The organism is Micromonospora sp. DT41 (assembly GCF_049841715.1).
GTDB lineage: Bacteria > Actinomycetota > Actinomycetes > Mycobacteriales > Micromonosporaceae > Micromonospora > Micromonospora profundi.
The window spans coordinates 410,640-423,685 of the sequence record NZ_JBNCKU010000004.1; the positions used below are offsets into that span (position 1 = coordinate 410,640).

The following is a 13,046-nucleotide window of genomic DNA, read 5'->3' on the forward strand; positions in this document are numbered from 1 at the left end:
CGTGCTGTTCCGCAGCTGGGCGTCGGCGGTCGAGTCACCCTGGCCGGACGTCGCCTCGGTGGTCGACCACGTCGGCGTACGCCATCTGGTGGTGACCCGGCACGCGCTGGTCCGTCAGGTGCTTGCCGACCCGGCGACCTACCGGCCGGACAACGCGCTGGACGCGGTGACCCCAATGCCTGTGACAGCGCTGCGGGTGCTCGCCGGGCACCGGTTCCGGCTGCCGCCGACGCTCGCCAACAACTCCGGTGCCAGTCATCCGCAGATCCGGGCGATCGTCGCCGCCGCGTTGCACCCCACCCGGGTCGCGGCGCAGCGTCAGTGGCTCACCGCGCTGGTCCGCGACCGGGTCGCCCGGCTGACCGCCGCGCTGGACGGCGGGCAGCCCGTCGACCTGTACGCGGATCTCGCCGCCGACCTGCCGTTGCTGGTGCTGGCCCGGCTTGTCGAGTTGCCCGACACGCCGGTCGGCGCGGTCAAGGAGTTCGCCCGCGCCGCGCTGGAGCTGTTCTGGGCGCCGCTGGACGCCGACCGTCAGTTGGCGCTCGCCGCCGAGGTGGGCCGGTTCCACAGTGTGCTGCGCGACTTCGCGACCACCGGCGGCGGATTGGCCGCGGAACTGCGTACGGCCGGGCACCCGCCGGACGTGGTGGTCGGCGCGCTCTTCTTCCTGCTGGTCGCGGGCCAGGAGACCACGTCGCAGTTCCTCACCCTGCTGCTGCACCGGCTGGCCGGCGAACCCGCCGTGCGGGCCGGGCTGCGTAGCGGCGAGGTGGCGGTGGCCGACGTGGTGGAGGAAGGGCTGCGGCTGGAGCCGCCGATCGTGACCTGGCGCCGGGTGGCCACCACCGACGGGCTGCTGGCCGGGCAGCCGGTGCCGGCGGGCACGAGCCTGGTGCTGTGGTTGGCCCGCGCCGGCCGGGACCCGGCGGTCGTCGAGTCACCCGACGAGTTCCGCCCCGGCCAGCGCGGATCGCGCCGGCACCTGGCGTTCGGCGCCGGCGCGCACCGCTGCGTCGGGGACGTGCTGGCCCGGATGGAGGCGGCAGTCGTGGTGGCGGAGGCCGCGCCACTGCTCGACGGGGTGACGGTGATCCGCCCACCGTGGTGTCCGGACAATCTGACCTTCCGGATGCCCGACGCGTTCGTGATCCGGCGCGCTCCGGCTAACACCGGGCTCACCGAATCCTGATCAACTCGGTAGGTTTCCGGGCGTGTCAGCGACCCCTGCTCGCCGGATCCTCGCCGCCGTACCACTTCTGGCCCTGCTGGCGCTGAGTGCCTGCACAGCCGGCCCGGTGTTGCAGGCCCGGCGGGTCCCTACCGGCACGCCGACGTCGGCCGCCCCGCTCCCCACGCCGTCGGCCTCACCGTCCCCGACGCCCACCCCCGGAACCCTTGAGTGGTACGTGTCCCAGGTGCCGACCTTTCCCGAGGCGCCGCCGCCGCAGCCGGTGCAGCTCCCCCCGAACGGTCCGGCGCCGAACTGGCACCGCCTGCCCATCGACCAGAAGGTCGCCTTCATCACCATCGACGACGGTGGGCTGGCCCGGCCGCCCGCGGTGATCGACTTCATCTGGGAGGCGCGGATCCCGGTCACGATGTTCCTCAACTCACCAGCGGCACAGGAGCACACCGACTACTTCCGGCAGATCGAGGCGGTCGGCGGGATCATCGAGAACCACACCATCTCGCACACCTCCCTGGCCGGCCGGTCGTACGCGTACCAGCGGCAGGAGATCTGCGGCGCTGCCGACAAGCTGGAGTCGCTGTTCGGCAAGCGACCCACACTGTTCCGTGCCCCGTTCGGCAACCACGACGCCACCACGTTGCGGGCCGCACACGACTGCGGCGCGAAGGCCGTCCTGCACTGGTCCGAGACGGTTCACGAGGGAAAGGTGCGCTACCAGACGCCGGAGAAGGTCGTCCAGCCCGGCGACGTGCTGCTCATGCACTTCCGGCCGGCCCTCATGGACGACCTGCTGGCGGCGTTGAAGGCGATCCACCGGGCCGGGCTCACACCCGCGCTGCTTACCGACTACATCAGGTGATCGAGTCGTCGCCGACCTGACCAAAGTCAGGGTGCTGTGGTGCCGTTCGGGCGCGGTGGAGCAGCCGGCCGAACGCCTAGCGTCAGCGCATGATCACATTACGTGGGTTGACGAAACGGTTCGGGGAGACCACAGCCGTCGACGCGTTGACAGTCGACATCGCGCCCGGCCGGGTCACCGGCTTCCTCGGCCCCAACGGCGCCGGCAAGTCCACCACCATGCGAATGGTCCTCGGGCTGGACCGCCCCACCGCCGGGCAGGCGCTCGTCGGCGGGCGCGCGTACCGGGATCTGCGCCGGCCGTTGCACGAGGTCGGCGCGCTGCTTGACGCCCGCGCCATCCACCCGGCCCGGTCCGGCCGCGCGCACCTGCTGGCCATGGCCCGCAGCAACGGCATCCCCGCCCGCCGGGTGGACGAGGTGCTGGACACCGTCGGGCTGGACGGACGCCCCGCCGGTAAGGCCGGACGGACCCTCTCCCTCGGCATGGGCCAGCGGCTCGGCATCGCCGGCGCGCTGCTCGGCGACCCCCCGGTACTGATGTTCGACGAGCCGGTGAACGGGCTCGACCCGGACGGGGTGCGCTGGGTCCGGCAGCTGATGCGCTCCCTGGCCGACGAAGGGCGCACTGTCTTCGTCTCCAGTCACCTCATGAGCGAGATGCAGCTGACCGCCGACCAACTCGTGGTGATCGGCCGGGGACGACTGCTCGCCGACGCGCCGATCGGCGACGTGGTCGCCGGCAGCACTGTCGCCGTCCGGGTCCGCAGCCCGCACGCCGACGGGCTGGCCGCTCTCGCCGCGCGCCTCACCGCAGCCGGGGCGACAGTCGAGGCCGCCGACCACGACGAGCTGACGGTGACCGGCACGACCGCCGACCGGGTCGGAGACCTCGCGTACGAGCTGGGGATCCGGCTGCACGAACTGAGCCCGCACGGCGCATCGCTGGAGCAGGCGTTCATGGACCTGACCGCCGACAGCGTCGAGTACGCCGGCGGCCGAACCGGAGGTGGCGCACGATGAGCACGAACACGGTCGCGGGTGTCCGCCCCGCCGCCGAGCCGACCGCGTCCCAGGGCGCCCCGGCCGCGTTCCGCGGTGCGGTGGCCGCCGAGTGGACCAAGCTGTTCTCGGTACCGAGCACCTGGTGGACGATGCTGGCCGGGCTGGTGGTGATGGCCGCGAGCGCACTCCAACTGGCCATCTACGCGGCCAACGACAACACGAACGACGACCCGCTCGACGACAGGGGAATCGTCACCGTCGGCAGCGTGGTGATCGACTCCGTCGAGCTGACCCAGTACGCGGTGCTGGCGCTGGGCCTGCTGGCGATCACCGCCGAGTTCACAAGCGGCACCATCCGGACCACGTTGCAGTGCACCCCGGCACGAGGTCGCGTGCTGCTTGCCAAGGCCGTGGTCGCCGGAGCTGTCACCTTCGCTCTCGGGCTGCTGCTCGGTGGCGTCGGCGCCCTGGTCGCGCGACCGACGCTCGGCGAATGGGGCAGCGCGCCGGCCGCCGACACGATCGGCGACATCGTGGCGGTGGCGACCTACCTGGCGCTTGTCGGCGTGCTCGCGCTGGGGCTCGGCGCGGCACTGCGCAGCGCGGTCCTCACGATCACCGTGCTGTTCGCCATCCTGATGATCGTGCCGCTGTCGCTGATGGAGCCGGACATCGCCGTGCTGAACCGGATCGCCGACGTCTTCCCCGGCGTGGCAGGCGGGCACTTCATGGCTGGCGACACCGAGCCCTACCCGGGCGCGGTCGGTCTGCTGCTGCTCGCCGGGTGGGCCGGCGCGGCGCTCCTGCTGGGCCGGGCCGCGCTGCGCCGCCGCGACGCCTGACCGGTGAGCGGGGGCCCGACCCGGCCCCCGCTCACCCGTCGACAAGCCCCGCCTCGTACGCCACGATCGCCGCCTGCACCCGGTTACGCACGTCCAACCGGGTGAAGATGCTTGTCAGATAGCTCTTCACGGTGCCCTCCACAAGGTGCAGCCGGCGGGCGATCTCGGCGTTTGACAGCCCCGCCCCCACCAGCGCCAGCACCTCCCGTTCCCGCTCGGTAAGCCCGGCCGTACGGTCCCGCGCGGCGGGTCGGCGGGCCAGCCGGCCGGCGCCCAACTCGATCACCCGGCGGGCCACCCGGGGCGACAGATAGGCACCGCCGTCGGCGACCGCGTGCACCCCGGCGATCAGTTCCCGCGGGTCGCCTGCCTTGAGCAGGAACCCGCTCGCGCCGTGCCCGAGCGCGCGGGCCACATGGTCGTCCTCACCGAAGGTGGTCAGCATGATCGTCGCGGTGTCCGGTGCGACCCGGCGGATCTCGGCGGCGGCGGTCAACCCGTCCAGCCGGGGCATCCGGATGTCCAGCAACGCCACATGGGGTCGGTGCGCCCGCACGAGTTCCACCGCCGCCCGCCCGTCACCGGCCTCGGCGACCACCTCGATGCAGTGATCGGCGGCGAGAATCGCCCGGACACCGGCCCGGATCATCGCCTCGTCGTCGGCGAGGACAACCCGGATCGGCAGCGTCAGTGCCGTGTCGGTGTTCACTACGCGATCCGCTCCTTGCTGACCAGCCGGCCGTCGGTGAAGCAGAGCCGCCACGTCGGCTCGGCGAGAGGGAAGTTGCCATCGGTGTAGTACTCGCAGTCGGCCCGGTAGACAGCGGACGGACGTTCCAGCTGTCGCCGGGGCAGCCCCGCCAGCTCCGACCGGGCCGTACCGACACGCAGCTCGTCGAAGGTCGCCTGGTCCAACACCGTTCCGGCGGTCGCCACCGGGTAGTAGACGAACGAGAGCACCAGGGCGAAACCTGCCGGCGCCCCGACCGCCGCGAGCAGACTGCGTCGAACTCGTCGACGGGCGTCGTGCAGCCGCCGCTCCGCGTCGACTGGCCCCTCCACGGCACCCGGCCGGTCACCGGACCAGGACGCCGCCCCGGCCGCCTCCACCGGCGACAGGGCGGCCAGCGCCTCCGGTGGCGACGCGGCCGTCGATAGTGCCTCCAGTGACGACGGCCCTGCCGACAGCGACTCTGCCGGCGTCGCGATGGCCGGCAGCACCGCCCGTACGGCGAACCCGCCGTCGGCCCGCGGGCCGGCGTCGAAGGTCCCACCGGCCAGGCGAACCCGCTCGGCGAGCGCCAGCAGCCCGCTGCCCCGCGACGACGGAGCCGGCAACGGCCCGGCCGGCGGAACACTGTTGACGACAGTCACCTCCACCCGGTCACCGTCCCGACCCAGGCGTACGTCGACCGGGGCACCCGGCGCGTACCGGGCGGCGTTGGTCAGGGCCTCCCGGACGACCCGGTGCGCAGCGTGGCCTGTCATCGCCGGCAACTCCGCGACCACCGGGGCGGCATCCAGCCGTACCGCCATGCCAGCCTCCCGGGCGCCTTCGACAAGCTCGGAGACGCTTTCCCCGCTCGGACGAACCGATGCCCCACCCTCCTCGCGGAGCACTCCGATGATCTCGTGCAGCCGCTCGGTGGCGGCGGAGACACTGGCCCGCAACTCCCCCGCCGCGACCCGGTGCCGCTCGTCGAGGTCGGCGGCGACCTCCAGAGCTGCGGCGCGTACCGCGATCAGACTGAGGTCGTGACCGAGGGAGTCATGCATCTCCCCGGCGATCCGGGCCCTCTCCCGCAGCCGGATCCGCTCGGCGGCACCACGCTGCTCGCTGGCCACCGCGTCGACGTGACGGCGACCGGCCTCGGCCAACTCCCGCTGCTGACGCCGGTACCGACCGACCAACCAGGGAAACACCGCAGCGAAGAGCAGCACCGAGGCCAGCAGGAACCAGGTGGCCGCACCCGTGCCCAGCAGCCCCAGGTTGAGCGCCGTACCAGCAGCCGCGATCAGCACGAAGGTCACGACCGCCGGGCCCGCCGAAGCGCTGCGCCGCCCAGCGAGATAACTGAAGATCGGGATGGCGAACACGAAGTTGCCGTCGACGAGCGACCCGAGCACCACGAGCACCAGGGCGACCAACGGCGTGCGCCGGCTCACCACCACCGCCGCGCCGAGCAGCAGCACCTTGCCGACAAGCAACGGCAACGCGTACCGCGGATGGGGCGGAGTGACCCCGGCGTACGCGACCGGCGCGGCGACGACCGCCCACAGCAATACGTCCCGCAGCAGGCGCCGCCGCTGATCCGGCGAACCTGGCACCGAAGAGTCGAGAAGCCTCACCGCCGTCACGCTACCCACGCCCGACCTGGGCGGACACCGACGAAAGTCAGGTGTTCAGCTGCTCTCCTCGGCCCACACCCGCCAGTCGTCCAACACCCCGTGCAGGGCCGGAGTGAGCCAGCCCGGCGCGGAACGACGAAACACCCCAGGGTCCATCGCGCCAGCGCCATCGGGCACGGCACCGAGCATGTTCGGCACCAGGTCGGTGAGGTTCGACCAGTGCACCAACTCCGGAGACGACGGCCAGGCACCGATCACCACGCCTGCCGGCACCGCCCGCCGGTCCAGCGCCTCAAGAGTCAACGCCGTGTGGTTGAGCGTGCCCAACCCGGCACGGGCGACCACCACCGCCGGCGCACCCAACGACACCGCCAGATCCGCCATCGTCCACGGCTCCCCCGACGGGCGCAGCCCCATCGGCACCAGCAGACCACCGGCCCCCTCGACAAGCACCAGATCGTGCTTGTCCGCCTCTTCCCGGACGGCGTCCACGGCCGTGTACAACTCCAACGGCGGCAGATCCGCCACCCGGGCGGCAGCCAACGGAGCCAGCGGATCCGGAAAACTGGCAAGAGTGCGACCGGTGAGCGGAGCCGCCAACCGGTTGACCACGTCCACGTCACCCGGCTCCCCGCCGGCCGTACCCGTCTGGCCCGGCTTGACCACAGCCACCCGCAACCCGGCGGCCTGCGCGGCAGCCGTGATCGCCGCGGTCACCACGGTCTTGCCCACCTCGGTGTCGGTGCCTGTGACAAGCACCGGCCCCTCCCACGCGCTCACTGTGTCGCCTCTGCTCGCGACTGCGGGGCTCGCAAACCCGGCTCACTCCTCGCGCTCACTGCACAACCTCGGCTCGCGACTGCGGGGCTCGCAAACCCGGCTCACTCCTCGCGCTCACGGGACACAGTCCACTATGGCTTCCAGCGCCCGCTCGAAATCCGCGCGCGGCACCCCTGCGCTGACGGTGATGCGCAGCCGGGAACGGTTGTCCGGAGTGGACGGCGGCCGGAAGCAGCCCACCGCGACACCCCGGTCGCGGCAGTCAGCGGCCCAGGCCGTCGCCGCCTCCGGGCCGGGAGCGGTCACCGAGACCACAGCCCCGTCCGGCGTGGAGACCGTCAGCCCCGCCGCCCGCAACCGGCCCACCGCCAACGCCACCCGGTCGGCCAACTCGGCCCGCAGGTCGTCGCCGTCGCGGGCCAGCCGCAGCGCCGCGTGCACACCGGCAGCGACCGCCGGCGGCAACGCGGTGTCGAAGATGAACGTACGGCCGGTCTCGACAAGGTGCCTGACGAACTCGGCCGGCCCGGCCACCACCCCACCCGCGCCGCCGAGCGCCTTGGACAGGGTGGCGGTGACCACCACGTCCGGCTCCCCGGCCAGCCCAGCGGCGGCCACCGCGCCCGCGCCGGACGGCCCGGTCACGCCGAGCCCGTGCGCGTCGTCGACGAGCAGCAGCGCGCCGTAGCGGCGGGCCACCGCGTGCAACTCGGCCAGCGGGGCGAGATCACCGTCGACCGAGAACACCGACTCGGTGACCACCACCGCCGGGCGGCCCGGCGCCACCGCGAGGGCTGCGGCCACGGCCGTCACGTCGGCGTGCGCGGCCACGACAGTCTCCGCGCCGGAGATCCGGCAGCCGTCGATCAGCGACGCGTGGTTGTGCGCGTCGGACACGAGCAGCGTGCGAGGTTGGACGAGGGCCCGCAGCGCACCGAGGTTCGCCAGGTATCCGGAGGAGAAGACGAGAGCTTTGTCGGCGCCCAGCCACTGCGCCAGCTCGTCCTCCAACGCCTGGTGCGCGTCGGTCGAGCCGCGTACCAGGCGCGACCCGGTCGCTCCCAGCCCGTACGCCGACAGCGCCGCCGCCGCCGCGGCCGTGACCTCCGGGTGGGTGGCCAGGCCGAGGTAGTCGTTGCCGGCCAGATCGGTCATTCCGTCGTCGGCGGGACGCGGATGCAGTCGCCGGGTCAGGCCGGCCTTGGCCCGCAACTCCGCGCGGCGGTCGAGCGCCGCCAGCCAGTCCGCCACCGTCACCCCTTCGCCGCCGTCCGGTGCCGGCCACGCCGACACCCGCCGGGCGAAATTACCACCCGTCCCCACCAACTCGACGGATCCACCCATCGCCGACCTGCGCGGCCACCTGCCGGGCGGGTACCGCCGGGCCCTGGGAGCGACCGGCGAGCGGGCCATTCCGGCTGACCGGGGCGCCTTGTAGGGTACGAGCCATGCCAGAGATCCTCGACCAGGCCCGTACCCAGGTCCTGGGTGACGGTGTCGGTCTCGACGAGGCCGGCGTCCTCGCCGTGCTGAACCTGCCCGACGAGCACCTGCCCGCCGCCCTCCAGCTCGCCCACGATGTGCGGATGCGCTGGTGCGGCCCGGAGGTCGAGGTCGAGGGCATCGTCTCGCTGAAGACCGGCGGCTGCCCGGAAGACTGCCACTTCTGTTCCCAGTCCGGCCTGTTCACCTCCCCGGTGCGCTCGGTCCTGCTGGACATCCCGTCGCTTGTCGAGGCCGCGAAGCAGACCGCGAAGACAGGTGCGACGGAGTTCTGCATCGTGGCCGCCGTCCGTGGCCCGGACGCCCGCCTGATGAAGCAGATGCGCGAGGGCGTCGCCGCCATCAAGGCCGAGGTCGACATCCAGGTCGCCGCGTCGCTGGGCATGCTCACCCAGGAGCAGGTCGACGACCTTGTCGACATGGGCGTGCACCGCTACAACCACAACCTGGAGACCTGCCGGTCGTACTTCCCCAACGTGGTCACCACGCACTCGTGGGAGGAGCGTTGGGAGACGCTGCGGATGGTCCGCGACTCCGGCATGGAGGTGTGCTGCGGCGGCATCCTCGGCCTCGGCGAGACCGTCGAGCAGCGGGCGGAGTTCGCCGCGCAGCTCGCCGAGATCAACCCGCACGAGGTGCCCCTGAACTTCCTCAACCCCCGCCCCGGCACCCCGCTCGGTGACCGCCAGGTGGTCGAGGGCAAGGACGCGCTGCGGGCCATCGCCGCGTTCCGGCTGGCCATGCCGCGCACCATCCTCCGGTACGCGGGTGGCCGCGAGATCACCCTCGGTGACCTGGGTACGCGGGCCGGCCTGCTCGGCGGCATCAACGCGGTGATCGTCGGCAACTACCTGACGACGCTGGGTCGATCGGCGAACGCCGACCTTGAGCTGCTCGACGAGCTGAAGATGCCGGTGAAGGCGCTGTCCGCGACGCTGTAGGAACGACATCCGGGAAGGACGACGTGACCGAGCTTGTCGAGACGGTGACGGCACCCCGCTGGTGCGACAGGTGTGGTGAGGACGCGGCGGCCGGTGGGCACGAGCCGTGCGCGGCGGCCCGGGCGTTGGAGCCGCCGCGCTACTGCGCGCACTGCCGCCGTCGGATGAAGGTGCAGGTGCTTCCGGTCGGATGGTCGGCGGTCTGCGTCGAGCACGGCGAGATCCGGGGCTGAGGCGTGCTGCGGGGGCGAGCGGTGACGTTGCGTCCGGTGACCGACGACGACGTGCCGGCCCTCGCGGCGGTCCGGGCCGATCCGGAGGTACGCCGGTGGTGGCGCGGCGGTGACGACCTGGCCGACTCCGTCCGCGCCGACCTGGCCGACGACGATCTGACGTTGTACGCCATCGAGCACGACGGCCGGGTGATCGGCGCGATCCAGTGGTACGCCGAATCCGACCCGGACTACCGGCACGCCAGCCTGGACATCTTCCTCGATCCGGCGGTACGCGGCGCGGGGCTCGGTGTGGACGCCATCCGCACCCTGGCCCGGCACCTGATCGACGAGTACGGCCACCACCGGTTCACGATCGACCCGGCGGCGGCGAACAGCGCGGCGATCCGCGCGTACGCGAAGGTCGGTTTCCGTCCGGTGGGCATCATGCGGCGCTACGAGCGCGGCGCGGATGGCCGCTGGCACGACGCCCTGCTGATGGACCTGCTCGCCGACGATCTCGTGGAGTGAGCGGGCGCGTCAGCCGTCCCGGCACGGGTGTCCGTCGGGGAGCCGGCGGGCAACGTCGGCGGGCTGGTGGGAGCGCCACTTCGCACTTCGGGGTGCGCAGGCTGGCACGCCGAGGGGCAGCGCAGATCCCGGGCGGGCGTGCCCGGCACCGTGCGGTGCCGGGCACGCCACTGTGCTGCGAATCCAGTGATACCTATCGCTGGAGGGTCAGTACACCCGGCCGCCACGGCAGCAGGTTGTAGTCGCCCCCCGCACTCGGGTTCTTGCCCTGGTACAGCAACTGCAGGTTGCAGGCGTCGACGGTCTTGGTCTGGTCGGGGTTGGTGCGGACCAGGTCACCGTGGCTGATGTCGTTGGTCCACGTCGCGCCACTGTTGGCCTTGCCGGCGAACGGGTTGCTCTCGGTGGCGGCCTGCGGGGTCCACGAGCCGCTCAGGCTGTTCGACGTGAACGACCGGAAGTAGCGTCCCTGGCTCCCGATCGCCTCGACGATCATCAGGTACTGGTTCTGGCCGGCCACCTTGTAGACCTCGACGCCCTCGAACAGGTTGTTCGTCGTGTCCGTCATGATCGTCGTGTAGGTCGAGCCGAAGCTGCCCGGGAAGTTCCCGAGCGGCATGCTCGACCGGTAGATCTTGCCGTTGTCCCCGGCGAAGAACAGGTACATGTTCTGGTCGTCACCGATGAGCGTCTGGTCGATGACGCCGTACGGGGCGTCGGGCAGGGTGGCGGTGGACAGCGTCTGCGCCGAGGACCAGCCGTTGGCGTTCGTCGGGTCGCTCGACGTCTTGTAGCTGAACGAGGTCGGTCCCCACTGGTACGCCAGCACCCAGATGTTCTTCGGGGCGAAGTACAGCAGGGTGGGCGCCACGGTGCCCTGGCTCATCCCGTTCTGGCCGGCCGAGGCCATGTCGGACCAGTTGGTGAACGAGGTGAAGTTCATCGAGCTGTACTGACCGCTGCTGTTGACGTACGACCCGTAGACCAGGTGCTTGCCGTTGTAGACCACGTTGGTGAAGTCCTTGAGTGAGACCCAGCCGTTCTGCGGGTTGGCCAACGCGCCGGTCGACGACCACCGGTAGGTCGACGGCAGCGCGCAGCCGCTCGGCGGCGGCGTGGTGGTCGGCGGCGGAGTCGGCGTCGACGTCGGCGTGGTGCCGCCGAAGTCGGTCCGCCACTGCTGGTTGGTCTGCCCGTGGCAGTCGTACAGCTGGACCTGCTGGCCGTTGCCGGTGCCCCAGACGTCCAGGCACCGGCCGGACTGGACGCCGCTGATGGTGCCGTTGGAGTTGATGTTCCACTGCTGGTTCGCCCCGCTGTTGCAGTCCCAGATGATGATGCCGGTGCCGTTGGCGGTGGCCGCGCCGTTCGCGTCCAGGCACTTGCTGCCGTAGACCCGCAGCTGCTTGTTCGCGGTGTACGTCCACTGCTGGTTCGACTGACCGTGGCAGTCGTAGAGCTGGACCCGGGTGCCGTTTGTCTGCGTGGCGTTGGGCACGTCGATGCACCGGCCCGACTGCACCCCGACGATCCGGCCGGCGCCACCACTCGGCGGTGGGGTCGTCGTCGGGGTCACCGTCGGGGTCACCGTCGGGCTCGTCGTCGGGCTCGTCGTCGGCGTGGCCGCGTTGAGCGCGTTGAGGACGGAGTTGTAGGCGGCCTTCTTGTTGCCGCCGCCGTCGAAGAGCAGCGGGCTCTCGTTCGAGCGCCAGGAGTCGCTGTCGCGTACGCCCCAGACGGTGATGCCGATGCAGCGCGGCACGTTCAGGCACGCCTGGGTAAGCCCGGCGTACTGGGTGGTGGAGGCGTTGGTGACGTCGACCTCGGTCAGCGCCACATCCACGCCGAGCGCGGCGAAGCTGGACAGCGTGGTCTGGAAGTTGCTCGGCAGCGAGCTGCCGCCGGTGAAGTGGGTCTGCAACCCGACGCAGTCGATCGGCACGCCGCGGGACTTGAAGTCCTGGATCATGCGGTAGACGCCCTGTGTCTTGCCGTACGACCAGTTCTCGATGTTGTAGTCGTTGTAGCAGAGTTTGACCGACGGGTCGGCCGCCCGCGCGGTGCGGAACGCCACCTCGATCCAGTCGTTGCCGGTGCCCTGGAGGTTGGAGCTGCGGCGGCTGCCGTCCTCGTTGAACGCCTCGTTGACCACGTCCCACGCGGCGAGCTTGCCCCGGTAGTGGCCCATCACTCCGTTGATGTGGTCGATCATCGCCTGCCGCAGGGTGCTGCCGCTCAGGCTCTGCATCCACGGCGGCTGCTGCGCGTGCCAGGCCAGGGTGTGCCCACGGACCTTAAGGCCACGCTGGGTCGCCCAGTTGTAGATCTGGTCACCGGAGTTGAAGTTGAACTGGCCCCGCTGGGGCTGCGTCGCGTCCGGCTTCATCTCGTTCTCGGCGGTGATCATGTTGAACTCACGTGCCGCGATCGTGCTGTACGTCGAGTCGCCGAGCCGGCCCGCCGCGATGGCGGTGCCGAAGTACCGGCCCGACTGTGCGGCGGCCGCGCCGAGCGTGGACGCAGCGGCGTTCGCCGAGGGCATCATCACCGCGACGGCGGCCACGGTCACGACGCTGAACGTGCCGGCGAGCAGCGCTCGGACGACATGCGATCGCCGTCGCCGAGTTCTGCCGGGATGAACGGGTGGGCTCGTTTGCATTTTGGCCTCCCTACTTGGCCAACACCCGGAACGCCGAGGCGGGACGACCGGACGTCTCAGTAGAATATTTAGCTCAATCGATGTTTATACCACGCGGCCGGTCCGGCCAGCGAGGTTTCGGAAAAGTTTCGGAAATGTGTTGGCGTTACGCGGCGTGGCCTGGTTGGTCGCGGC

The 13,046-nt window shown here is 71.4% G+C and carries 12 protein-coding genes; 7 read left to right on the top strand and 5 right to left on the bottom strand.

Annotated features, from left to right (window positions below; genetic code table 11):
* Position 1 precedes the first annotated feature (1 nt).
* The 4 genes from ACLQ23_RS10460 to ACLQ23_RS10475 all read left to right on the top strand — a co-directional run bounded on the left by ACLQ23_RS10460 (position 2) and on the right by ACLQ23_RS10475 (position 3,897).
* Complete coding sequence (locus ACLQ23_RS10460; protein WP_425735412.1) at positions 2–1,192, top strand: cytochrome P450; 1,191 nt, start codon at positions 2–4, stop codon at positions 1,190–1,192.
* A 22-nt stretch (positions 1,193–1,214) separates the two neighbouring features.
* On the top strand, positions 1,215–2,051 hold the full coding sequence (locus ACLQ23_RS10465) for a polysaccharide deacetylase family protein (RefSeq protein WP_355597132.1): 837 nt from the start codon (positions 1,215–1,217) through the stop codon (positions 2,049–2,051).
* An 89-nt stretch (positions 2,052–2,140) separates the two neighbouring features.
* The gene (locus ACLQ23_RS10470) at positions 2,141–3,073 is read left to right on the top strand and encodes an ATP-binding cassette domain-containing protein (RefSeq protein WP_355597134.1); all 933 of its coding nucleotides are present in this window, start codon (positions 2,141–2,143) and stop codon (positions 3,071–3,073) included.
* Complete coding sequence (locus ACLQ23_RS10475; protein WP_355597136.1) at positions 3,070–3,897, top strand: ABC transporter permease subunit; 828 nt, start codon at positions 3,070–3,072, stop codon at positions 3,895–3,897. Before ACLQ23_RS10470 ends, ACLQ23_RS10475 begins: the two co-directional genes overlap by 4 nt.
* A gap of 31 nt (positions 3,898–3,928) precedes the next feature.
* Here ACLQ23_RS10475 and ACLQ23_RS10480 read toward each other — a convergent pair whose 3' ends face one another.
* From ACLQ23_RS10480 to ACLQ23_RS10495, 4 genes are all read right to left on the bottom strand, one after another.
* Positions 3,929–4,582 (bottom strand): response regulator transcription factor, encoded by a 654-nt coding sequence (locus tag ACLQ23_RS10480; protein WP_355597158.1) that lies wholly within the window; start codon positions 4,580–4,582, stop codon positions 3,929–3,931.
* A gap of 23 nt (positions 4,583–4,605) precedes the next feature.
* Entirely contained in the window at positions 4,606–6,246 is a 1,641-nt protein-coding gene (locus tag ACLQ23_RS10485; RefSeq protein ID WP_355597138.1) for a sensor histidine kinase, read from the bottom strand.
* Between the two features lie 54 nt (positions 6,247–6,300).
* Entirely contained in the window at positions 6,301–7,005 is a 705-nt protein-coding gene (gene bioD, locus ACLQ23_RS10490; RefSeq protein ID WP_053653539.1) for a dethiobiotin synthase, read from the bottom strand.
* Between the two features lie 135 nt (positions 7,006–7,140).
* Positions 7,141–8,277, bottom strand: a complete 1,137-nt coding sequence (locus ACLQ23_RS10495; RefSeq protein ID WP_053653665.1) for an 8-amino-7-oxononanoate synthase — start codon at positions 8,275–8,277, stop codon at positions 7,141–7,143.
* 197 nt (positions 8,278–8,474) lie between these two features.
* Between ACLQ23_RS10495 and bioB the strand changes: the two genes are divergently transcribed.
* The 3 genes from bioB to ACLQ23_RS10510 are packed head-to-tail and all read left to right on the top strand — an operon-like array spanning position 8,475 to position 10,213.
* Positions 8,475–9,470, top strand: a complete 996-nt coding sequence (gene bioB / locus ACLQ23_RS10500) for a biotin synthase BioB (RefSeq protein WP_053653538.1) — start codon at positions 8,475–8,477, stop codon at positions 9,468–9,470.
* A gap of 23 nt (positions 9,471–9,493) precedes the next feature.
* Positions 9,494–9,703 (top strand): hypothetical protein, encoded by a 210-nt coding sequence (locus ACLQ23_RS10505; protein ID WP_053653537.1) that lies wholly within the window; start codon positions 9,494–9,496, stop codon positions 9,701–9,703.
* Positions 9,704–9,706: 3 nt separating this feature from the next.
* A complete protein-coding gene (locus ACLQ23_RS10510) occupies positions 9,707–10,213 on the top strand; it encodes a GNAT family N-acetyltransferase (protein WP_053653536.1) in 507 nt (168 codons plus the stop codon).
* Positions 10,214–10,406: 193 nt separating this feature from the next.
* On the opposite strand, the gene ACLQ23_RS10515 is transcribed toward ACLQ23_RS10510, so the two are convergent.
* A complete protein-coding gene (locus ACLQ23_RS10515) occupies positions 10,407–12,872 on the bottom strand; it encodes a non-reducing end alpha-L-arabinofuranosidase family hydrolase (protein ID WP_053653535.1) in 2,466 nt (821 codons plus the stop codon).
* Between the last annotated feature and the right edge of the window lie 174 nt (positions 12,873–13,046).

Excerpts from the sequence above, each read along its gene's own strand:
- ACLQ23_RS10475 (WP_355597136.1), top strand. The coding sequence starts at position 3,070 with ATGAGCACGAACACGGTCGCGGGTGTCCGCCCCGCCGCCGAGCCGACC.
- ACLQ23_RS10515 (WP_053653535.1), bottom strand. The coding sequence starts at position 12,872 with ATGCAAACGAGCCCACCCGTTCATCCCGGCAGAACTCGGCGACGGCGA.
- bioB (WP_053653538.1), top strand. The coding sequence starts at position 8,475 with ATGCCAGAGATCCTCGACCAGGCCCGTACCCAGGTCCTGGGTGACGGT.
- ACLQ23_RS10470 (WP_355597134.1), top strand. The coding sequence starts at position 2,141 with ATGATCACATTACGTGGGTTGACGAAACGGTTCGGGGAGACCACAGCC.